General features: G+C 70.5%; 16 protein-coding genes. 9 read left to right on the top strand and 7 right to left on the bottom strand.

The genetic code is table 11. From position 1 onward, the window contains the following. The first annotated feature begins 13 nt into the window (after nt 1–13). From ACIPY8_RS00395 to ACIPY8_RS00385, 3 genes are read left to right on the top strand one after another with little or no spacing between them, the layout of a single operon-like run. Nucleotides 14–1,462: a sugar porter family MFS transporter gene (locus tag ACIPY8_RS00395; protein ID WP_400813781.1), complete on the top strand. Its 1,449-nt coding sequence runs from the start codon at nt 14–16 to the stop codon at nt 1,460–1,462. 9 nt (nt 1,463–1,471) lie between these two features. After that, nucleotides 1,472–1,807: a tryptophan synthase subunit alpha gene (locus tag ACIPY8_RS00390; RefSeq protein WP_400813780.1), complete on the top strand. Its 336-nt coding sequence runs from the start codon at nt 1,472–1,474 to the stop codon at nt 1,805–1,807. 18 nt (nt 1,808–1,825) lie between these two features. After that, nucleotides 1,826–2,341 carry a GrpB family protein gene (locus ACIPY8_RS00385; RefSeq protein ID WP_400813779.1) on the top strand — a complete coding sequence of 172 codons (516 nt, stop codon included), beginning with the start codon at nt 1,826–1,828 and terminating at the stop codon, nt 2,339–2,341. Nucleotides 2,342–2,423: 82 nt separating this feature from the next. On the opposite strand, the gene trxA is transcribed toward ACIPY8_RS00385, so the two are convergent. From trxA to ACIPY8_RS00365, 4 genes are all read right to left on the bottom strand, one after another. Beyond that, complete coding sequence (gene trxA, locus ACIPY8_RS00380; RefSeq protein WP_144875479.1) at nt 2,424–2,747, bottom strand: thioredoxin; 324 nt, start codon at nt 2,745–2,747, stop codon at nt 2,424–2,426. Between the two features lie 66 nt (nt 2,748–2,813). Then, nucleotides 2,814–3,788, bottom strand: a complete 975-nt coding sequence (gene trxB / locus ACIPY8_RS00375) for a thioredoxin-disulfide reductase (protein ID WP_400813777.1) — start codon at nt 3,786–3,788, stop codon at nt 2,814–2,816. Nucleotides 3,789–3,881: 93 nt separating this feature from the next. After that, on the bottom strand, nt 3,882–5,501 hold the full coding sequence (gene murJ / locus ACIPY8_RS00370) for a murein biosynthesis integral membrane protein MurJ (protein WP_400813775.1): 1,620 nt from the start codon (nt 5,499–5,501) through the stop codon (nt 3,882–3,884). Then, entirely contained in the window at nt 5,498–7,609 is a 2,112-nt protein-coding gene (locus tag ACIPY8_RS00365; RefSeq protein WP_400813774.1) for a DUF6049 family protein, read from the bottom strand. Before ACIPY8_RS00365 ends, murJ begins: the two co-directional genes overlap by 4 nt. Before the next feature lie 98 nt (nt 7,610–7,707). On the opposite strand from ACIPY8_RS00365, the gene ACIPY8_RS00360 reads away from it, so the two are divergent. Together ACIPY8_RS00360 and ACIPY8_RS00355 are read left to right on the top strand one after the other, a co-directional pair. Further along, on the top strand, nt 7,708–9,237 hold the full coding sequence (locus tag ACIPY8_RS00360; RefSeq protein WP_400813771.1) for a methyltransferase: 1,530 nt from the start codon (nt 7,708–7,710) through the stop codon (nt 9,235–9,237). A 29-nt stretch (nt 9,238–9,266) separates the two neighbouring features. After that, nucleotides 9,267–10,322 (top strand): LLM class flavin-dependent oxidoreductase, encoded by a 1,056-nt coding sequence (locus tag ACIPY8_RS00355; protein ID WP_400813770.1) that lies wholly within the window; start codon nt 9,267–9,269, stop codon nt 10,320–10,322. Nucleotides 10,323–10,392: 70 nt separating this feature from the next. Here ACIPY8_RS00355 and ACIPY8_RS00350 read toward each other — a convergent pair whose 3' ends face one another. Continuing rightward, entirely contained in the window at nt 10,393–10,992 is a 600-nt protein-coding gene (locus ACIPY8_RS00350) for a TetR/AcrR family transcriptional regulator (protein WP_400813767.1), read from the bottom strand. A 92-nt stretch (nt 10,993–11,084) separates the two neighbouring features. On the opposite strand from ACIPY8_RS00350, the gene ACIPY8_RS00345 reads away from it, so the two are divergent. The 3 genes from ACIPY8_RS00345 to ACIPY8_RS00335 are packed head-to-tail and all read left to right on the top strand — an operon-like array spanning nt 11,085 to nt 14,453. Next, nucleotides 11,085–11,780, top strand: a complete 696-nt coding sequence (locus ACIPY8_RS00345) for a GPP34 family phosphoprotein (protein WP_400813764.1) — start codon at nt 11,085–11,087, stop codon at nt 11,778–11,780. 40 nt (nt 11,781–11,820) lie between these two features. Continuing rightward, nucleotides 11,821–12,393: a small multidrug efflux protein gene (locus tag ACIPY8_RS00340; protein ID WP_400813763.1), complete on the top strand. Its 573-nt coding sequence runs from the start codon at nt 11,821–11,823 to the stop codon at nt 12,391–12,393. A gap of 53 nt (nt 12,394–12,446) precedes the next feature. Next, nucleotides 12,447–14,453, top strand: coding sequence for a collagen binding domain-containing protein (locus ACIPY8_RS00335; protein WP_400813762.1), 2,007 nt, complete (start codon nt 12,447–12,449; stop codon nt 14,451–14,453). Between the two features lie 130 nt (nt 14,454–14,583). Here ACIPY8_RS00335 and ACIPY8_RS00330 read toward each other — a convergent pair whose 3' ends face one another. Together ACIPY8_RS00330 and ACIPY8_RS00325 are read right to left on the bottom strand one after the other, a co-directional pair. Further along, complete coding sequence (locus ACIPY8_RS00330; protein ID WP_400813760.1) at nt 14,584–16,341, bottom strand: alkaline phosphatase family protein; 1,758 nt, start codon at nt 16,339–16,341, stop codon at nt 14,584–14,586. A 107-nt stretch (nt 16,342–16,448) separates the two neighbouring features. After that, nucleotides 16,449–18,989: a fibronectin type III domain-containing protein gene (locus tag ACIPY8_RS00325; RefSeq protein ID WP_400813758.1), complete on the bottom strand. Its 2,541-nt coding sequence runs from the start codon at nt 18,987–18,989 to the stop codon at nt 16,449–16,451. A gap of 132 nt (nt 18,990–19,121) precedes the next feature. On the opposite strand from ACIPY8_RS00325, the gene ACIPY8_RS00320 reads away from it, so the two are divergent. Next, nucleotides 19,122–20,564, top strand: a complete 1,443-nt coding sequence (locus ACIPY8_RS00320; RefSeq protein ID WP_400813756.1) for a CCA tRNA nucleotidyltransferase — start codon at nt 19,122–19,124, stop codon at nt 20,562–20,564. The last annotated feature ends 51 nt before the right edge of the window (nt 20,565–20,615 follow it).

The raw sequence follows: 20,615 nt of genomic DNA, 5'->3' as shown, positions 1-20,615 counted from the left end.
AGGGGGGACGACAATGTCCGAACAACAGACTCCGACAGGCATCCGGCGCAAGGTGATCGCCGTGAGCATCGCGGCGGCGCTGGGAGGCTTCCTCTTCGGCTTCGACACCGCGGTGATCAACGGAGCCGTGGATGCTCTCGCCGGCACCGTGTCGGGTTTCGACCTGGGCGTCGGCCTCAAGGGCTTCGCGGTGTCGTCCGCACTCATCGGCTGTGCGGTGGGTGCCTGGTTCGCCGGCCCCATCGCGAACAGACGGGGGCGCATCCCCGTCATGGTCGTCGCGGCGGCGATGTTCTTCATCTCCGCGATCGGCTCCGGCCTGGCGTTCAGCGTCGTCGACCTGATCATCTGGCGTGTGATCGGTGGACTCGGTGTCGGAGCGGCGTCCGTCATCGCCCCCGCGTACATCGCCGAGGTGTCACCGGCAGCGATCCGCGGTCGCCTCGGATCGCTGCAGCAGCTCGCGATCGTGACCGGCATCTTCGCCGCCCTGCTGTCGGACGCCCTCCTGGCGGGGATCGCCGGAGAAGCGGATCAGCCGCTGTGGGGCCTGACGGCGTGGCGGTGGATGTTCATGGTGGCCGCGATCCCGGCGCTCGTCTACGGGATCGTCTCGCTGAGGCTGCCCGAGTCCCCCAGATACCTGGTGCGCAAGGGCGATATCCAGAGAGCGTCGGAGGTGCTGCAGACCGTCACGGGCACGGTCGACGTGAAGGCGAAGATCACCGAGATCACCGGGACGATCGACACCGAGAAGTCCGAGTCGCTGCGCGACCTCCGAGGCAGTCGCCTCGGTCTCAAGCCGATCGTCTGGGTGGGCATCCTGCTCTCGGTTTTCCAGCAGTTCGTCGGCATCAACGTGATCTTCTACTACTCGACCACGCTGTGGCAGTCGGTGGGCTTCGACGAGTCCAGCGCGCTGCTCACCTCGGTCATCACGTCGGTCACGAACATCGTCGTCACGATCGTCGCGATCCTCCTGGTCGACAAGATCGGTCGCCGCATCCTGCTGCTCGTCGGATCGGTCGGCATGACCGTCACGCTGGGCCTCATGGCCCTCGCCTTCTCGTTCGGCACGCTGAACTCCGAGGGGACGGCGACGCTTCCCGATCCGTGGGCCACGGTCGCCCTGATCTGCGCGAACGGCTTCGTGGTGTTTTTCGGTGCGACCTGGGGCCCTCTCGTGTGGGTCCTGCTGGGAGAGATCTTCCCGAACTCGATCCGTGCCGGCGCGCTGGCGGTCGCGGCCGCAGCGCAGTGGGCGGCCAACTTCTTCATCTCCACCACGTTCCCGGCCTTCGCCGAGATCGGGCTCACGTTCGCGTACGGCTTCTACGCGTTCTTCGCCCTGCTGTCGTTCTTCTTCGTGTACTTCAAGGTTCCCGAGACCAAGGGCAAGGAGCTCGAGGACATGACGGACGAGTTGGTGGTCGAGCGCCGGGGACGTCCGAAGCCGACGTAGGCTGGAAGCATGACCGAGTCCGTTCCCCGCCGTGCCAGCCTCGAAGTGCTGCGCGCCGAGGCCGCGGACGAGCTCGCTGTGCTGATCCAGGAGAGGCTCCTGGGCGGCGAGGATCCGTGGGACTTCATGGAGGAGCTGCCGAGCGTCGACGAGCTCGTCGTCTACCTGCTCCGCGCCGACAACATCACGGCGAACGACGGCGTGCGTCCCAACGAGGCGCGTCATTACCGGGTGCTGCGACAGATCGCCCTGGAGTATCCGGAGCTTACGCCCGCGGTGTGGGGGCTCCTCGACGAGAAGCAGCGTCACCGCCGCTGGGACCCGACGATCGCGGACGCCTCCTGACGCATGCCGCGGATGCTGGTGGCCTACGACCCCTCGTGGCCCGAGCGCTTCGAGGCGCTGGCTGACGGCATCCGCTCCGTCGCGGATCCGGACTGGGTCATCGAGCACATCGGGTCGACGGCGGTGCCCGGGATGCGGGCGAAGCCGATCATCGACCTCGCCGTCCGCATCCGTGACGATGCGGACTTCGACGCTCACCGATCCGCGCTGGAGCAGGCCGGCTGGGCGATCGGCAGCTCCGTGCGCACCCACCGCGTGATGGTGCGCGAGAGCGACGGCATCCGCAGCGCGATCGCGCACTTCTTCCCCGCGGCGGTCTGGGACACGGTGAGTCAGCGCCTCCTGCGGGACTGGCTGCGCGAGCACCCGGAGGATGCCACCCGCTACGCTCACGCGAAGTGCGATGCCGTGGCCGTCGCGGCGCGGGGCATGGGGTCGTACAACGCCGCGAAGACACCGGTGATCCAGGAGCTCGTGGACAGGGCACGTGCCGCCCGGGGGCTGCCGTCCGTGCCCGTGTCGGACAAGGGCTGAGCGTGAGTGCGGCGAAGGCTCGACCGAGACGCAGAGAGGGCGCGGACCGTGCGGTCCGCGCCCTCTCCGTGCGATCGGGAGATCAGCCGATGTAGGCGGCGAGATCCTGCTCGAGAGCGTGCTTCGGCTTGGCGCCGATGATGGTCGTCTTGACCTCACCGCCCTGGAACACCTTCATCGCCGGGATGGAGGTGATCTGGTACTGCATGGCCAGCTGCGGGTTCTCGTCCACGTTCAGCTTGACGATCGTGATCTTGTCGGGGTTGTCGGCCTGGATCTGGTCCAGGACCGGCGCGACCATACGACACGGACCGCACCACTCGGCCCAGAAGTCCACCAGCACGGGACCTTCGGCCTGCAGAACGTCCTGCTCCCAGGTCGCCTGGCTCGTAGCCTTTGCACTCATCAGAGTTCTCCTTGTTCGAGGTTCGCCTGCTACAACAGCAGCCGGGGTGAAACTGTTCCCTGCCGGTCAGGCGGTGATGATCTCCGCGGCCTCGGCAGCCGGCACCTCGACCGAGGCGTCATCGAAATCCGCGAGGAAGTGCTCGGCGTCCAGAGCGGCGACCGTGCCGGAGCCGGCGGCCGTGATCGCCTGACGGTAGGTCGGGTCGATGACGTCGCCCGCGGCGAAGACACCGGGGACCGAGGTCTTCGACGAGCGGCCGTCGACCCAGATGGTGCCCTCGGCCGTGAGGTCGAGCTTGTCGTGCACGAGGTGCGTGCGCGGGTCGTTGCCGATCGCGATGAACAGACCGTCGAGCGCGAGATCCCGCTGCGAGCCGTCGACCGTCGAGGTGAGCCTAACGCCGGTCACCGAGTCGCCGCCGAGGACCTCGGCGACTTCGCTGTTCCACACGAACTCGATCTTCTCGTTCGCGAACGCGCGCTCCTGCATGATCTTCGACGCACGCAACGTGTCCTTGCGGTGGATGACGTAGACCTTGTCGGCGAAGCGCGTGAGGAACGTCGCCTCCTCCATCGCCGAGTCGCCGCCGCCGACGACCGCGATGGTCTTCTCGCGGAAGAAGAAGCCGTCGCAGGTGGCGCACCAGGAGACGCCGTAGCCGGACAGGCGCTCTTCGCCGTCGATGCCGAGCTTGCGGTAGGCGGAGCCGGTCGCGTAGATAAGCGCCTGCGCCTCGTGCACGGCGCCGCTGCCGAGGGTGATCCTCTTGACGGGGCCAGCGACGTCGAGCTCGGTGACGTCGTCGTAGACGACCTCGGTGCCGAACTTCTCGGCCTGCTCCTGGAACTTCGCCATGAGCTCGGGGCCCTGGATGCCCTCGGGGAAGCCGGGGTAGTTCTCGACCTCGGTGGTGTTCATCAGCTCTCCGCCGACCTCGACCGAGCTCGCGATGAGCAGCGGCTTGAGATTCGCGCGCGCCGCGTAGATGGCGGCGGTGAATCCGGCGGGGCCGGAGCCGATGATGATGACCTGACGCATGTGCTCTCCGTGATCAAGGCGTTGCAGAGACGTCGGAAGACGCTCGACTGGTTCAACCCATGGTAACCGCGTCGCATTCCCGCGCGCCGGGGCTCAGCGGCCTGGCAGGAACCGGCGGATCAGAGACCCGGCGACCTTGAGCTCGGGGGAGCGGAACAGGGCGAGGATGCCGAGGTACACGACGACCACGGCCGCGCCGATGATGCACGTGCCGAGCGCGCCCTGGACCTTGTCCGCCGTGGTCCAGCCCGTGGGGCCGCCGAGAAGGAGGAAGACGCCCCACCCGGCCAGACCCGCGGGGATGCCCGCGATCGCGAAGCGCGCGATCGCGGTGAGCCACGACCGGATCTGCAGGCCGCCGATCTTGCGGTGCAGCAGCCAGGCGGCGACGACGACCTGGATCGTGCTCGCGATCGACTGCCCGAGCGCGATCGTCGCGGCGAGAGCCGTGACCGGGATCACATCCGCGGCCAGCATCCACTGCGCGCCGAGAGCGCTCAGCACGACGAGCGCGCTCTGGAAGAGGGTGAACCAGAAGGGCGTGCGGGTGTCGCCGTACGCGTAGAACGTGCGCTGCACGATGAACAGCACGGTGAGCGGGATCAGGCAGACGAGGAAGCACACGAGCACGAGCGCCGCGTCCGCCGCATCCGACGCCGCGTTCGTGAAGATGCGGGACGCGGGGATCGCCGCCGCGACCACCGCCGCGACCGCCGCGACGATGAAGAAGAGCAGGGTGCGGATGCTCCGGGCGATGTCACCGCGGACCTCGTCGTCGCGCCCCGCGGCCGCGTGCTCGCTGATCTGCGTGAAGTACGGCGTCCCGATCGACAGCACGATGATCGAGTACGGGAGCATGAAGATGAGCCAGGCGTACTGGAACGTCGCCACGGAGGCACCCAGGTTCGACGCCTCGGTGAGGACACGCGTCTGCACGAGGCCGGCCAGCAGGCTCGCGACAGCCATGAGGAACGTCCATCCGGCGAGACGGCCGACGTTTCCGAGACCGACTCCGCGCCAGCGGAAGTCCGGTCGCAGCGCGAGTCCCGTGCGTCGCCAGAAGATCAGCAGGATGGCCGCCTGGATGACGATCCCCAGCGTCGCAGTGCCGCCGAGGGCCGCGATCATCGGCGGAGTCCAGTCGTCGATCCGCGTGAGCGGCCCGCCGAACAGCGCGCCGATGATGAGGAAGCCGATGATCGAGACGACGTTGTTGACCACGGGGGCCCACGTGAACGGCCCGAAGATACGGCGGGCGTTGAGCGCCTCACCCAGCAGCGCGTAGAGGCCGTAGAAGAGGATCTGCGGCATGCACCAGTACGCGAACGCCGTGGCCAGGGCGCGGAACCCCGGCGTGGCGTCATCCCCCGCGAACAGCCAGACGAGCCAGGGTGACGCGATCGTGGCGATCGCGGTGATCACGGCGAGGACGACGGTACCGAGCGTGAAGAGCTTCGATATGAAGGCGTTGCCGCCGTCGGCATCCGCGGTCGCCTTGACGATCTGCGGGATGATGACGGCCGTCAGCACCCCCACGGAGATGAGCGAGAAGACGCTGTTGGGCAGCTGGTTCGCGATCGCGAACGAGTCCGCGGCGCCGGCGGCGACCGATCCGATCACCCCGACCAGCACGATCGTGCGGACGAGGCCGGTGACCCGGGAGATCAGGGTCCCTGCGCCGATGATGGCGCTCGCACGACCCAGACCGCTCACGACGACTCCTCCGCGGCATCCACCGCATCCGCATCCGACGCGTCGGCATCGGCGCGTTCCCGACGCCGCCGCACGATCGTCCGGATCGTGCCGAGGCCGAGCAGCAGGACGATCAGGGCGCCGAAGACCACGAGACCGATGGTCTCCCACTCCGCGCGCACCGAGACGCGCACGGTCTCGACCTGTCCGATCGTGACGCCCGTCGGGCTCGAGAGCTGCAGACGCAGGTTGAGCTCGCCGCTGCCGACGCGCGCCGACACCGGGACCTTGATCCGCGTGGTCGTCCCCGGCTGCACCGTGGCCTCCTGCGGGGAGTCGACCTCCAGGCGCGGGTCGCTCGGCTCGACGGACAGCCGGATGTTCACCGGCCAGGGGAGGTCGTTGCGCACCGAGAACGGCAGGTCCGCGTTCGCGGACAGGAGCTGGATCGTACTGGCCGGGGGGATGTCGACCGCCTGCAGCGTCGCGAGCGTCGCGTCGCCGACCGCGGCGACCGCATCGTCGTACGCCGCGCCGCCCAGGCCCACGCTCGAGGCACGCATGATCTGGATGCGCTTGGGGCTCAGGAGCTGCTGGGGATCGTCGAGCATGGTCGCGAACTGGCCGAGGACCGGTTCGTCGGCCAGCATGCTCTGCAGGTCCAGAGCACGGTCGGTGTCGGCCTCCGACGTGAGCGTGGTCACGGCGGACTGCGCCGCGAGGATGCCGCTCAGACCGAAACCGAGGGTGTCGACCGCGCTGATCGTCTCCTTGAGAGCCTCCGCCGACCGGGTCTCGTCGCGGGAGAGGCCGACCAGCACCGGGGCGCCGGCGCTCGTCCGACCGGAGAGCGACAGGTGGGCGCTGGCCTCGGCCAGGAGCGCCTGACGCGCGGCGGCGTCGTTCTCGTTCGCGGCACGCGACAGTGCTCCGGATGCGGCGGCATCGGTCACGAGCACGTCATGGCCGTCGATCGTGGAGTGGCCGCCGATCGATCCGCTGGTCGAGGAGGACGGCAGGACCGAGACCGTCGAGGCTCCGAAGTAGTTCGCGAACGTCGTGAGGTCGGTCTCGACGACCGAACCGCGCGGCCAGACGATCCCGGCCGTCGCGCCGTCGACCGCCGTCAGCGTCGCGTCGTCCGGGAGGACCGGTCCGTCCCCCGGGGAAGGGGTCTGCGCGGGGGCCTCGGTCGGGTCGGCCGTCGGCGTGGTCGGTGCGGTGGCGAACCTGCTCGGGTCGAGGAACGGTGCGAGCGTCGTGGGTCGCAGCGGCGACGTGAGGCCCGCCTGCGACTGCGCTGCGACGTCGGCGTCGCCGAACTGCAGGGCGAAGCGCTCATTGGGGAGGGCGTCGAGGCGTCGGAGCCAGTCGGTCGCGGGCTCGGGTGCCGCCGAGCCCAGCACGCGGATCGACGCGAGGATGGCGGGATCGATCGCGAGCACCGACGAGGTCCCCGAGACGCCGTCGAGCACGGCCGTCAGGGCGCCATCGGCCGCGGTCAGCGTGGTGAGCTCCTCGGCCGTGAGCAGGGCGCCGTCGGCCGGCGTCGCCGTGATGGGCACGAAGATGGCGATGGGACCCGCGGTCGCGTCGGACACCACGAGCACCGAGGTCGACACGACCGGCTCGGCGTCGGACGCGTCCTCGGCGGCCCCGGTGAGACTCGCTCGCAGCGGGTAGACGCCCGGGGTGAGGTCGGCGAGCGCCTCCGCGGGGATCAGCAGGCTCGACGTGACGGATGTGTCCGGATCGACCGGAGACGTCGTGTCGGATCCGATCTCGTCGAAGTCCCCCGGAGCGTCGGCGTCGTCCAGCCACTCCGACAGCGCCGCCTCGTCGCCCAACGGCATGCGTCCGATCTCGACGGTGACGCGTCCTGTCGTGAGGCGCGTGTCGGAGCCGTTCTGCACCGTGAGGGAGGCCGTCGTGGCGGTGCCGGGGGCGACGGTTCCGCGGGTGCCGGCCGAGACGAGGAGCTCGACGGCGGGGTCGTCGCCGTCGGTTGCGGCCACGGCTGCCCCGCTGCCCGTCGCGCAGAGGCCGAGCACGGCCGCGAGGACGACGGAACCGCGCGCCAGGCGGTGCAGGCGCGCGCGCAGGCCGTTCTCGGTTGTGCTCGCGGTCATGGAGGTCTTCCTCGAGCGCCGGGACTCCGGGCCGCTCGTGAGTGGTGACCTTGCGATTCTAGGCGTCCACGCGGAGGAGAACCCTGAAGGCGCGTAGAGTGACGGCCGTGTCCGACACCCCCGCCCCCGTGCCCGATCCGACCCTGAGCACGGCCCTCGCAGCCGACCTCGATGCCGCGGACCTCCGGTCCGAGCCGCTCCGACGTCTGTGGGGGGAGGAGGCCGACGATGCGCTCGCCCGCGGGATGCGCGAGCCCATCCTCCGTGCGACACGGGACGACGACGGCGTCCTCGCGACTCTCGGACGACTCCTGGTGCTCGGGATGCCGCAGCCGACGACGGCGGTGGCGCGCGCCGTGCCGCGCACCGGCGTCGACGGTCTCGTCTCCCTCGGACTCGCTCGGCTCGACGGCGACGACGTCGTGCCGACGGCGCTGCTGCGTCCGCAGTCGTTCGTCGACGCCGACGGCATGGGCGAGTGGTGGATCGCGAGCGACCTCGACGAGGTGGCGCTCGACGGCGCCCTCCCCGCCGACCACGTTCTCGGTGTCGGGGGAGCCTCGCGCACGCTGGCCGAGATCATCATGCCGATCGAGGTCGACCGCGCTCTCGACCTCGGCACCGGATGCGGCATCCAGGCGCTGCTCGTCTCCCGGCACGCGGCGGCGGTCGTCGCGACGGACATCTCGGCGCGTGCCCTCGCCTTCGCGGAGCTGAACGCCCTGCTGAACGGCGTCGCGAACATCGAGTTCCGACTCGGGAGCATGTTCGAGCCGGTCGCGGGCGAGGCCTTCGACTTGATCGTGTCGAATCCGCCGTTCGTGATCACCCCGCGGGTCGACGGGGTGCCGGAGTACGAGTACCGCGACGGCGGGCTCGTGGGAGATGCGCTGGTCGAGCAGTTCGTGCGCGCGGCGCCGTCGTTCCTCACCCCGGGCGGGGTCGCGCAGCTCCTGGGCAACTGGGAGTCGCGCGGGGGTCAGGCCGCGCTCGCGCTGCGGGCCGGTTTCGATCGCCTCGGCTCGTGGGTGCCGGACGACCTCGACCTGTGGGTCGTGCAGCGCGAGGAGCTCACGCCGCTCGCGTACGCGGAGCTCTGGATCCGCGACGGCGGCATCACGCCGAGGGACGCGGCGTTCACCCCGCTGCTCTCGGCGTGGCTCGACGACTTCGACGAGCGGGGGGTCACGGGCATCGGATTCGGGTACATCCTCGTCCGTCGACCGACCGCAGAGGCGTCGCTGCGCCGTCTGGAGCACGTGTCGCAGCCGGTGTCGAACGTCGGCGGGGCGCTGCGCACGGGTCTCGCCGCGCACGACCGTCTCGCGGCGGGGCTGCCGTCGACGCTCGTGACGGCGTCCGATGTGACCGAGGCGCGCCACCTGCTCCCCGGCAACGACGATCCCAGCATCATCGAGCTGCGTCAGGGGGGCGGCTTCGCACGCACGGTGTCGGTGGACTCGGCGCTCGCCGCGTTCGTGGGCGCCTGCGACGGGGAGCTCACCGTGATGCAGATCGCGGCCGCGCTCGCGGACCTCTTCGAGGTGCCTTTCGCCGATCTGTGGAAGGACCTCGAGCCGCGCATCCGGGCTCTCGTGGTCGACGGCTTCCTGCTGCCGGCGGAATAGTCCCCGGCATCCATGCGTTCGCATAGAACATGAAGGCTTTCGGATTCCTCTCCTTCGGGCACTACGCGGACGTGCCCGGTTCGGCGACCCGCACGGCGGGCGACATGCTGAAGCAGACCATCGAGATCGCCGAGGGCGCCGACGAGCTCGGCGTGAACGGCGCCTCCGTGCGCGTGCACCACTGGGCGCGCCAGGCCGCCTCACCCATGCCGTTGCTGTCGGCGATGGCTGCGCGCACCGAGCGCATCGAGGTCGGCACCGGCGTGATCGACATGCGCTACGAGAACCCGTTCCAGTTCGCCGAGGAGGCGGCGGCGCTCGACCTCATCGCCGACGGACGGATCGCGCTCGGCGTGAGCCGCGGGTCACCCGAGACGGCTCTGCGCGGCTACGAGACCTTCGGCTTCCGCGACGAGGAGGATCCGGAGCGCGGCAGCGTGCTCGCCCGCGAGAAGTTCGACCTCTTCCTGCGCGCGATCGACGGAGAGGGTCTCGCCCCGGGCGACCCCCGCATGGTCGGCGCCGGGCGTTACCTGCAGATCGAGCCGCAGTCGCCGACGCTGCGCGACCACATCTGGTGGGGATCGGGCTCGCGCGCCACAGCCGAGGAGACCGGACGCAAGGGGCTCAACATGATGAGCTCGACGCTCGTGACCGAGGCGACCGGCCAGCCCTTCCACGAGCTGCAGCGCGAGCAGATCGACCTGTTCCGCGCGGCGTACAAGGAGGCCGGCCACACGGGTCGGCCCCGCGTCTCGGTGAGCCGCAGCGTGTTCCCGCTCGTGTCCGACATGGACCGCGCGTACTTCGGGCTGCGCAGCGAGGAGAACGCCGACCAGGTCGGCGTGATCGACGGCTTCCGCTCGACGTTCGGCAAGACCTACGCGGCCGAGCCCGACGTGCTGATCAGACAGCTGCTCGCCGACGAGGCCGTCATGTCCGCCGACACGCTGCTGTTGACGATCCCCAACCAGCTCGGACCGGAGTACAACCTCCACGTGCTCGAGGCCTTCGCCGAGCACGTCGCACCGGCGCTGGGATGGAAGCCCAACACCGAGGGTCCCGTCCAGGGCGACCCGGTGTGACGGCGGGCTGGACGACGAAGGGGCGGATGCTGCGGCATCCGCCCCTTCGTCGTCCTCCGTGAACCCGCGGTCAGGGCGTGGTGCGGGCGGGGAACGGCACGTCGAAGACGGCGTCGACCGTGCGGGCGAGGGTCGCGGCCTCGTCCTCGAGGTGCGTCGTGCGGCGGGGAAGGGCACGGGCGATCGAGAGTCCGTCGACGACGGTGAGGAGCAGCTGCGTGCGTCGTCGGGTGTCACCCGGGGCCAGCACGCCCTCCTCCTCGAGGATCGCGAGCCAGGCGCCGACGCGTCGTGCCGCCTGGTCCTCGAGCACCTCGTAGCCGGCACGCGCCTCGGGTGTCGCGTCCGGCCCGGCGAAGGCCTCGAAGATGCTCAGCCACACGTCGCGCGCGGCGTCGGGCCCGCCGAACGGTTCGAGCAGGCGCTGCAGGCATTCACGCAGACGCTCCCGCGGAGGAACCGTCGTGTCGCGGATGCGCTCGTCGGGCATGGCCTCGTCGTAGGTCGCGGTGAGGGAGGCGTTCAGCAGGTCGCGCTGCGTGGGGAAGTAGTGGCGCAGCGTGCTCGCGCCGATGCCGGCGCGGGCGGCGACGGCGCGCACGCTCAGCCGTTCGGCCCCCTCGCGGATCATCTCCGTCGTCGCGGCGAGGATGCGTTCTCGTGTGCCCATGCTGACCTCCGGCACCGAGTCTAGGCCGAACCGCGCGACGATCGCACACCGTACTGGTACACCGTGCTAGTACAGTGTGCTAATCTCATCTCATGACCCACGACGACCCCCGCGTACAGCGCACCGACACCCTTCTCGCCGAGGACGTGATCCTCGCCCTGTTCGATCCGTCCTCCGGCACGATCGCGGGGGAGAACACTCTCTTCTACGTCCTCGGCGGCGCCGTGCTCGCCGATCTCTCCGCGCAGGGCAGGGCCGTGAGCGAGGATGCCGGACTCCGCGGAGTACTCGTGCAGGCTGCCGGTGACGCGCCCGCCGACGACCTGCTCCGCCCCGCGTGGCAGTACATCTCCGAGAAGCCCCGGGGCATCCAGGGCGTTCTCGCGGGGATCGGCCCGACCCTGCGCTCGCCGCTGCTCGACCGCCTCGTCGAGCGCGGCCACCTCACCCGCACCGAACGTCGCGCGCTGGGGATCTTCCCCACCACGGCGCTGACGGAAGGCACCTCCGGACGCCGCGCGGAGATCATCGCCGAGATGCGCGCGATCCTCGTCGACGGCATGGAGCCGAGCGCGCGCCTCGCGTCGATCATCGCGCTCGTCTCGGCGAGCGGCGGCCTGCCGACGCTGCACCGCGAGATCCCCTGGTCGGGAGCGGTCGCGACGCGGGCCAAGCAGATCGAGCGCGGCGACTGGGCGGGCTCCGCCGCCGCGGCCGCCGTGACCCGCACGATGCTCGCCGTCGTCACCAACGCGCTCGTCGTGAGCGCCGTCGTCACGAACCGCTGACCTCGGGCCTCCGCCCTCAACGCCGATCGAGAGAGAGATCATGAACGTCTTCGAGTTCCTCCAGAACCTCATGTCCGAGGTCCCCCTGCTCGTGCAGCCCGTGATCGTGGCGCTCGCCGCCGCCATCCCGTTCGTCGAGGGGGAGCTCGCCTCCGTGCTCGGCGTGTGGGCGGGTCTCAATCCGGTCGTCGCGGCGCTCGCGGCGATCGCCGGGAACTTCCTGTCCGTGCTCGTGGTCGTCGTGTTCGGCGCCCGCATCCGCGCCACGGTCGTCGACCGTCGGGCCCACCGACGTCAGGCGGTCGCGGTCGGCGCGGAGTCCGCCGGGCGCGTCTCGACGGGAGCCGTCGACGCCGGAACGGAGGCGGATGCCGGTGCCGTGCCCGACTCCAAGGGCGTCGCGCGCTTCAAGCGCTTCCTCGTGCGGTTCGGCGTCCCGGGGGCCAGCATCCTCGGACCGCTCGCGCTGCCGACCCAGTTCACCTCGGCGGTCCTGGTGTCGGCCGGCGTCTCGAAGCGATGGGTCCTGCTGTGGCAGGCGGTGGCGATCGTGGCCTGGACCACGGTCACGACGCTCATCGCGACCGGTGTGCTCTCGCTCGTGACCGGCTGAACCGCGACGAACCACCCCTCCCCAGGGCGCTCTCATGCCGGTACTCTGGCCGCATGCGTGCGGCGAAGACACGGGGAACGAAGGCTCGGCGGACCACGACACGGAGTGTCCTGGCCGGAGCGGTCGCGCTCGCGGTCGCGCTGGTCGGGGCGATCCCGGCCGCCGCGGCCACCAGCACGACCTGGGCGACCTGGCAGCCGCTGGCCGGCGCACCGGGTGCCTACACGTCGTCCGTAGAGATCGCCGCCACCCCCGATCTCACCGCCACGATGACCAGTGACTCCCGCGGCGGGCAGGTCGGCGTGATCTCCGGAGCGTCCGTCTGGCTCGCCGAAAGCACCCCCGTCGGCGCGAAGTACGGGTCGAGCGTCGGCCAGTCGTATCTGAACCTGCGACCGCGCGCCGACAACGCGACGAGCCCCTCGACCACGACCTACTCCTTCGCCACGGCGACGCCGAGCGCGGGCTGGACCTTCGTGCTCGGCGACATCGACGCCGACTCCGTGCGCATCCAGGCCGTGGGGCCGAACGGGCAGACGCTCACGGCCGCGCAGCTCGGGTTCCAGGGAGGCTTCAACTACTGCGCGCCCGGCGTGACCGGCAAGCCCTCGTGCACGGGTGACGCCGCCGACGTCCCCACCTGGGATCCCGCGACGCTGACCCTCACCGGCAACGCGGCGGCGACCGACACGAGCGGGGCGTCGGCCTGGTTCGAGCCGTCCGCGTCGATCAGCTCGCTGTCGTTCGTCTTCACTCGCCGCGCCGGCTTCCCCGTGTACCAGACCTGGTTCGCCTCGATCGCACGCGACGTCACCGGCACGGTGACCGACCCCGCGACGACGCCGCAGGCAGGCGTCACGGTCACTCTCACGGATGCGAACGGTGCCGTCGTCGGCACCACGACGACGCTTCCCGACGGCTCCTACTCGTTCCCGGGGGTCGTGGCGGCGCCCGGGTACACGGCCCGCGTGACTCCGCCCGGCGGAACGATCGCCGTCGGATCGCCGACGCAGGCGGTCGACCTCTCCACGGACGACGCGATCGCCGACTTCCAGGTGCGCCCCATCGTGCCGGTCGCGGTCTCCGGGCGTGTGCTCGACGGCGACGGGAACCCACTCGCCGGGGTCGCGGTCTCTGTCGACGGGGGCACGCCCACCACCACGGACGCGAACGGCTTCTACGTCTTCGACACGGTGGGAGTGGGTCCGCACAGCATCGTCGTCACTCCGCCCCCGGGGTACTCGACCACGAGTCCGCTCCAGCCGGTCGTCGTGCCGCCGGGCAGCGAGGTGCCGATCCAGGACGTCGACTTCACGCTCGTCGAGAATCCGACTCTCAGCGGCACGGTGATCGCGAACGGTGCGGGGGTGTCCGGCGTGACGGTCACCGCGACCGCGCCGGGCGAGCCGACGCTCACGGCCGTCACGGACGCGAACGGCGACTACTCCTTCCCGCGACTGCCCGCGGGCGCCTACGAGGTCACGGTGAGCATCCCCGCGGGATACACCGCCGTCGGTGCGACGACGCGCACCGAGAGCGTCGCCGCGGCCGACGTGCCCGACGTGGACTTCGAACTCGCGCGCTTCGGCGCCTTCTCGGGCACCGTGCTCACCGACGACGGCGACCCCGTGAGCGGAGCGGTCATCACGGTGGACTCGGGCGCGGGCACGCAGCAGCTCACGACGGGCAGCGACGGCGGCTACGGACTCGGCGATCTGCCTCCGGGCACGTACACGCTCACGATCACGCCGCCCACCGGCACCACGGTCGTCGGTTCGGCCACCCTCAGCGTCGTGATCACCGCGGCGGGTGAGGTGGTCGTCGACCAGGACTTCACGCTCGCGGTCGACGAGGTCCCGCCGGTCGACCCCGGAACGCCGGGCACGCCGGGCGGTGGCACCGGCGGGTCGGGTACGGGAGGCGCGACCGGTGGACGACTCTCTGCGACGGGCCTCAGCCCCGACACCTTCGTCTGGGCCGGTGTCGGCGCGGGTGTTCTCGCGCTCGGCGCGATCCTGTTCGCGGTCTCGCGCCGCCGCGCTCGCCGCGAAGACGACTGATCGCACACGGGTCGCGCCACCGGCATCCGATCACAGCTGCGGAGCTCGCACGGCGACACGCCGTGAGAGTCGGATGCCGGACGGCGTGGCGCCGCCGGCATCCGAAGCCGTGCCCGCCACCCGACCGCTGTCAGGAGCCCTTCGGCGGGCCGAACAGCTCCTCGCCGTGCTCGTGCAGCAGCCGGTACGCGTCGGCGAACGTCTGCGGCTCGGGCTCGCCGGGTCGTCCGTACTTGGCGATCAGCAGCCCGAGGAGGCCGCGTGCGGGCGGGGTGAGGGGCTTCATCTGCGCCTCCGCCCCGGGCTGCGGCTTCTGCTCCTCGGGGTTCGGCGGCGTGTAGGCGGGAGTCGTGACGGGCCAGTCGGCCGGATGCCGCGGCCGGTCGAGGTTCACGACGTTGTCGAGCGTGTTCGCGGACTGGTCGCGGTCGTTCAGCGGCTCCAGTCCGTGCAGACGCGAGAGTGTGGCGATGACCGAGCCGTGGTGCATCTCGTCGTGGATGATGGTGCCGCGCTTCGTGTAGGCCGACACGGCGATGGCCGGCACACGGCATCCGAGGCGATCGAACGTGAAGTCCATCTCTCCCGGACCGGTGTCCTTCGTGGGTTTCGTCGCGGCGGGCGGGGGCACGTGGTCGTAGGTGCCCCCGTGCTCGTCGAACGTGATGAGCAGCAGCGTGTTGACCGCGTTCGAGCCCTTCGGCGACGCGCTCGTGCGCACGGCCTCGTAGACGTCATGGATGAGTCGGTCGCCCGCGCGGACGTCGGAGATCGCGCTGTCGAAGACCTCCCGCCCGTCGACGTCGCCCTCTCGGGGCGAGCCGAACGGCGGATGGAAGTCGTTGTGGTCGTAGACCATGCGCGGTTCGATGAACGCGTAGGCGGGCAGGGTGCCGGCCTTCGCCTCGGCGTAGAAGTCCTCCATGAAGCCGAAGTGCTCGGTGCGCCAGTACTTCTCGAGCACGGCGGTGTGCAGCATCCCTGTGTAGGAGACGAGCTGGAGCTTGTCGATGTAGATCTTCCAGCTGACCTTCTTGTCCTCGAGTCGGTTGAACACGGTCGGCGCCGCGGGGGCGGAGAGCCATTTGCCGAATCCGGCGCCGCCCTGGTTCGTCACGAAGCCGTGCGACGTCGAGGCGTGGAAGAACGAGCGGTTGCAGAACGTCTGCGACGGGACGCCGGCGAACCAGTGGTCGAACACCGCGAACTCGCGTGCCAGGGTCGACAGCACGGGCAGCATCTCCGGCGAGAACGACCCCATGATGTGCGCGGCCTCGGCCGGCGCGGGATCCTCGCCCTTGCGCAGGCGTCGGAAGTTGATGATGTAGTCCTCGAGGAACCCCGACATCGTCGCCTTCTCGCCGTGGGTGGGCGCGTTGAACGGCGCGGTCATCTGCTCGGCGAACAGGTCGGCGTTGCCCTTCGGATCGACCGTGCCGAAGATCTGCGTGTTGACGTGCGGGTACTCCTCGCCCGGGTCGGGGTCGGGGTAGCTCATGATGCGGTCGGTGTCGCCCGTGTAGACATGCGCGTCGACGACCGTGCCGTCGGGCGCCGTGTTGCTGTGCGTCCCGAACGCCAGTCCCTCGAACGTCTCGCCCGCGGGCACGGTCTCGGGCGTGTACAGGTAGCCGAGCAGGTTGTCGAACGACCGGTTCTCGCCCATCACGACGACGAGGTGGTCGAAGCCGGGCTCGCTGCGCGGCGTGAGCGCCGAGAACGGGTCGGGGTCGGAGGCGAACCCGTCGCGCGTGCTGCCGCCGACCGAGGCGCCGATCGCTGCACCGCCGGCGCCGCCCACGACCGCGCCGGCGATCGCCGCGCCGCCCATCTTCAGGAACCCGCGCCGCGAGGTGTCGCGGGGGACCCGCCCGTCGTCTGCCGTCACGTGCCCGATCTTAGGCTCCCCGTGCCGAGCCCGCACCCGTCCCCGGGGACAGAGGGAAAAGGGGCGCCGCCGGGATTGACCCGACGACGCCCCGAACGGATGCCGGACTACTCGGCGTTCTCCGTCGTGTGCGCCTGACGACGTCGGCGCAGCACGACCAGGCCGAGACCCAGCGCGAGCAGCACCACGGCCCCGATGATGTACGGCGTGCTGTCGGCGCCCGTGACGGCCAGGGCCCCGTCGGTCGCGCCGCCGGTGCCCGGTGTCGTCGCTCCGCCGCTGGACGCCGCGGCGGTGACCGTGAGCGTCGACGTCACCTCCGTGCCGTCCGCGAGGATCACGGCGAGCGTGTGCGTGCCGGCGGGAGTGCTCGCCGGGATGGCCAGCGTGCGGCGGAACGCGCCGTCGGCGTCGACCGTGGCCGTGCCCAGCTCGACCGGATCGGAGCGCAGCTCGAACCGCAGCGCCGCACCGGCCGTGAAGCCCGAGCCCGATACCGTGACGGTTCCGCCGGCCGTGACCGACGCCGTGCTCAGCTCGACCGCGGGCTTCTCCGGCTCCTCGATCACCGGGGGAGTCACACCCGCCTCGGTCACGTACTTCTCACCGGCATCCGACTTCGTCACCGTGAAGGTGTCGTACACCGCGCCGACGGGGAGGTCGGTGGTGGCGTCCGGCTGCTTCTCGGCGAGGTACGAGCGGTAGACGAGCTGGTTCTTCGAGACGTCGATCACCTGGTACGTGGTCACGCCCTGACCGCGCAGCACCTGAGTGGCCCCGTTGTTGGTCCACACGTTCTTCTCGGCGGTCTCGAGCTCGTAGTGCTTGGCGCCCGAGTTCGACACGACGTACACGGGACCCGTCGTCATGCCCGCGACGTCCGTCGCGTCGGTGTTCACGTAGCCGCGCGCGTAGGTGTGGTCGTGTCCCATGAGGACGAGGTCGATGTCGTTGCGCTGGAACACGGGCAGCCACTCGGCCCGGAGGATCGGCTCGTCACGGCCCTCGGAGGCCGAGAACACCGGCTGGTGGAAGGTCACGACGTTCCACTTCGACGGGCTGTTCTGCAGCAGCAGGTCGAGCCAGGCGGCCTGGAACCGCGTCCACAGCGTGGCAACCTGGGTCGACGGGCAGTCCGTGCCCGTGCAGGACGGCAGACCCGCCGGCGTGAGGAACGTCGTGTCGCGCGTCGCGTTCAGCGTGATGAAGCGCACGCCCTGGTAGTCCGTGTAGTACGCCGTCTCCGCGGCGAACGACGACCAGTGGTCGAAGTACGCGCGGTACTGCTGCGCCACCGGCGTGTCGCCCTTCGCGAGGTCGGCGAGCTCGCCGATCGTGCTGGTCGACGGGTTGTTGTGCGGGTACTCGAACGCGGCCTTCCACGCGGTCAGCAGCTTGTCGCCCGAGTACTCGTGGTTGCCCGGAGCGGCCATGACGTTCGTACGCACGGCCGAGTCCTCCATGCCCTTGAACCAGTTGAGCCATTCGTTCTCGTTGCTCGACGTATTGATGAGGTCGCCGGCGTGCACCGACCCGACCGAGCGCGGGGCGTTGGCCTCGGCCTGCTTCACGACGCTCGGCCACGTGGTGTCGAGGCCGATCTGCGCGTCGCCGTAGTAGATGAACTGGAAGTCCGTGGCGCTCGGGTCGGCGGTGCGGAACTCGAACCAGTCGCTCCAGCTGCCGGGGAGCCCCACGCGGTAGCGGTAGGAGGTCGCCGGCTGCAGACCGGTGACGGTCGCCGAGAAGTGCTTGTTCGGGTTGCCGTTCACGACACCCGCGTCGTAGGCGTCGACCGTGCGGGTCTCGCCACCCGCAGCGGGGGCGATCTCGACCTGGCCGACGGTGTGCGAGGCGTCGCCGGCGAGCCACGAGAACGCCTGCGAGACAGCGGGCTGCTCGGTGGGCGTGAGGATGACGCGGGTGGGCGGCGCGACGACGGGCGCGCCGGGCTCCGAGGCCTTCACGAGGGTGAGCGACGACATGTCGAAGTAGATGTCGGAGCTGGACGCGCGGTCCTGGAACAGGGCGACCGCGATGTCGTTCTCTCCGTCGTGCAGCAGGGTGCCCTCGGCGCTGAACGTGCTCGTGAGCGGGTCGCCGTTGGAGTCGCCCGCGTACTCGACGTTGACGGTGTCGGTGATGCGCCCGTCCACGTACCGTGCGACCTCCGTGCCGTTGATCCACACGATGAGAGCGTCGTCGTAGGTGACGGTGCTGCGCAGTGCCGCGACCTGCTCGGCCACGCCCGCCTCGAGGTCGAACGACGTGCGGAAGAAGTACGTCGGCACCGTGGGGGCCGCGGTGCCGTCGAGGTAGTGGTTGAGCAGCGTCTTCGGCGTCTGCGGACCGACCGCGGCGAGCTTGCCGTTCTTGGCGCCGAACGAACCGGGCGCGGTCTTCCACGCGCTGTCGTCGTACGCGGGCAGGGTCCAGTCGCGGAGCGCGGCCGGGGCGGGAGACGGGTCGGAGCCGTCGTCGAGGTAGCGCCAGGTGGTCTCGCCCGTGATGAGCGAGTCCGTGGGCACCTCGGGCTCGGGGGCGGCGACGGCGATCGGGGCGATGACGGCGCCGCCGAGCAGGGCGACGACGGCGGCGGACGCGAGTCCGTAGCGCCGCCACCGCACCGCAGGGGTGGGGGAGGTCATGAGTGTCCTTCGTGAGGGTGGGGGTTCCGTGCTCAGCCGCACGGGGCGCGTCCAGCCCATCGGAGCAGGATGACCGCGCGCTGACCCCGAGGCGACCGGGAGGTGAACTCGCCCCCGGGTACGCTGGAACCCATGCTCAACATGGCCGACGGCCTCGCCCGTCTCGGCGCGCTCGCCGAGGATCCGGTCGTCCGCACCCTCGCCGACGCCTTCGATGCGGCCGGTTTCGAACTCGCCGTGGTCGGCGGTCCCGTGCGCGACGCCCTGCTCGGACGACCGACGAACGACCTCGACTTCACGACGAACGCGTCGCCCGACGACATCCTGCGCATCGTGAAGCCGGTGTCGACCGCGCAGTGGGACATCGGCCGCGCCTTCGGCACGATCGGCGCGCGCGTGCCGCGTCCGGGCGGAGGCTCCGAGCAGGTCGAGATCACGACGTACCGGGCCGACAGCTACGACGGCGTGACCCGCAAGCCGACCGTCGAGTTCGGCGACACGATCGACGCCGACCTCGTGCGCCGGGACTTCCGCGTGAATGCCATGGCGTTGCAGGTGCCGGCCGTGAAGCTGATCGATCCGACCGGCGGCGTCGAGGACCTCGTCGCGGGTGTGCTGCGGACCCCGGCCGATCCCGCGGTGTCGTTCGGCGACGACCCGCTGCGGATGCTGCGCGCCGCGCGTTTCAGCGCCCAGCTCGGCTTCGCGATCGACGACGCCACGACCGAGGCGATCACGCAGCTGCGGGAGACCCTCGCGATCGTGAGCCCCGAGCGCGTGCAGTCCGAGCTCGTGCGGCTCCTGCAGACCGACGACCCCGTGCGCGGCATCCGTGTGCTGGTGGAGACCCGACTGATCGACGAGTTCCTTCCCGAGGTGAGCGCACTGCGCCTCGAGGTCGACGAGCACCACCACCACAAGGACGTCTACGAGCACTCCCTCACGGTGCTGCGTCAGGCGATCGAGCTCGAGCAGTCCCGGCATCCGGGGGAGAAGCCCGACGTCGCCCTGCGGCTGGCCGCGCTGCTGCACGACATCGGCAAGCCGCGCACCCGCAAGCTCGAGGACGGCGGCGCCGTCACGTTCCACCACCATGACGTGGTCGGATCGCGCATGGCGCGGAAGCGCATGCAGGCCCTGCGCTTCGACACCGCCACGACCGACTCCGTCGCGACGCTCATCGAACTGCACCTGCGGTTCTTCGGCTACAGCGAGGGCGCCTGGACCGACTCCGCGGTGCGACGGTACGTGCGGGATGCCGGTGACGAACTCGAGCGGCTGCACATCCTCACGCGCGCCGATGTGACCACGCGTAACAAGCGGAAGGCCTCGCGGCTGGCGGCGGCGTACGACGACATCGAGTCGCGCATCACGGCGCTGCGCGAGCAGGAGGAGCTCGACTCGATCCGTCCCGAGCTCGACGGCAACCGCATCCAGGAGGTGCTCGGCATCGGCCCGGGTCGCGAGGTCGGCGAGGCCTATCGCTTCCTCCTCGAGGTGCGCCTCGACGAGGGCGTCATCGGATCGGATGCCGCGGAGCAGCGCCTGCGCGAGTGGTGGGCGGCGCGGGCCTGAGCCCCGGATCCTGCATGCACGGGCGTGCGCGACGCCTACCGCCGACGGCAT

Origin of the sequence: Microbacterium sp. NPDC089696 (assembly GCF_044749125.1) — a bacterium.
Classification (GTDB): domain Bacteria; phylum Actinomycetota; class Actinomycetes; order Actinomycetales; family Microbacteriaceae; genus Microbacterium.
This window is presented reverse-complemented; position numbering and strand designations above follow the sequence as displayed.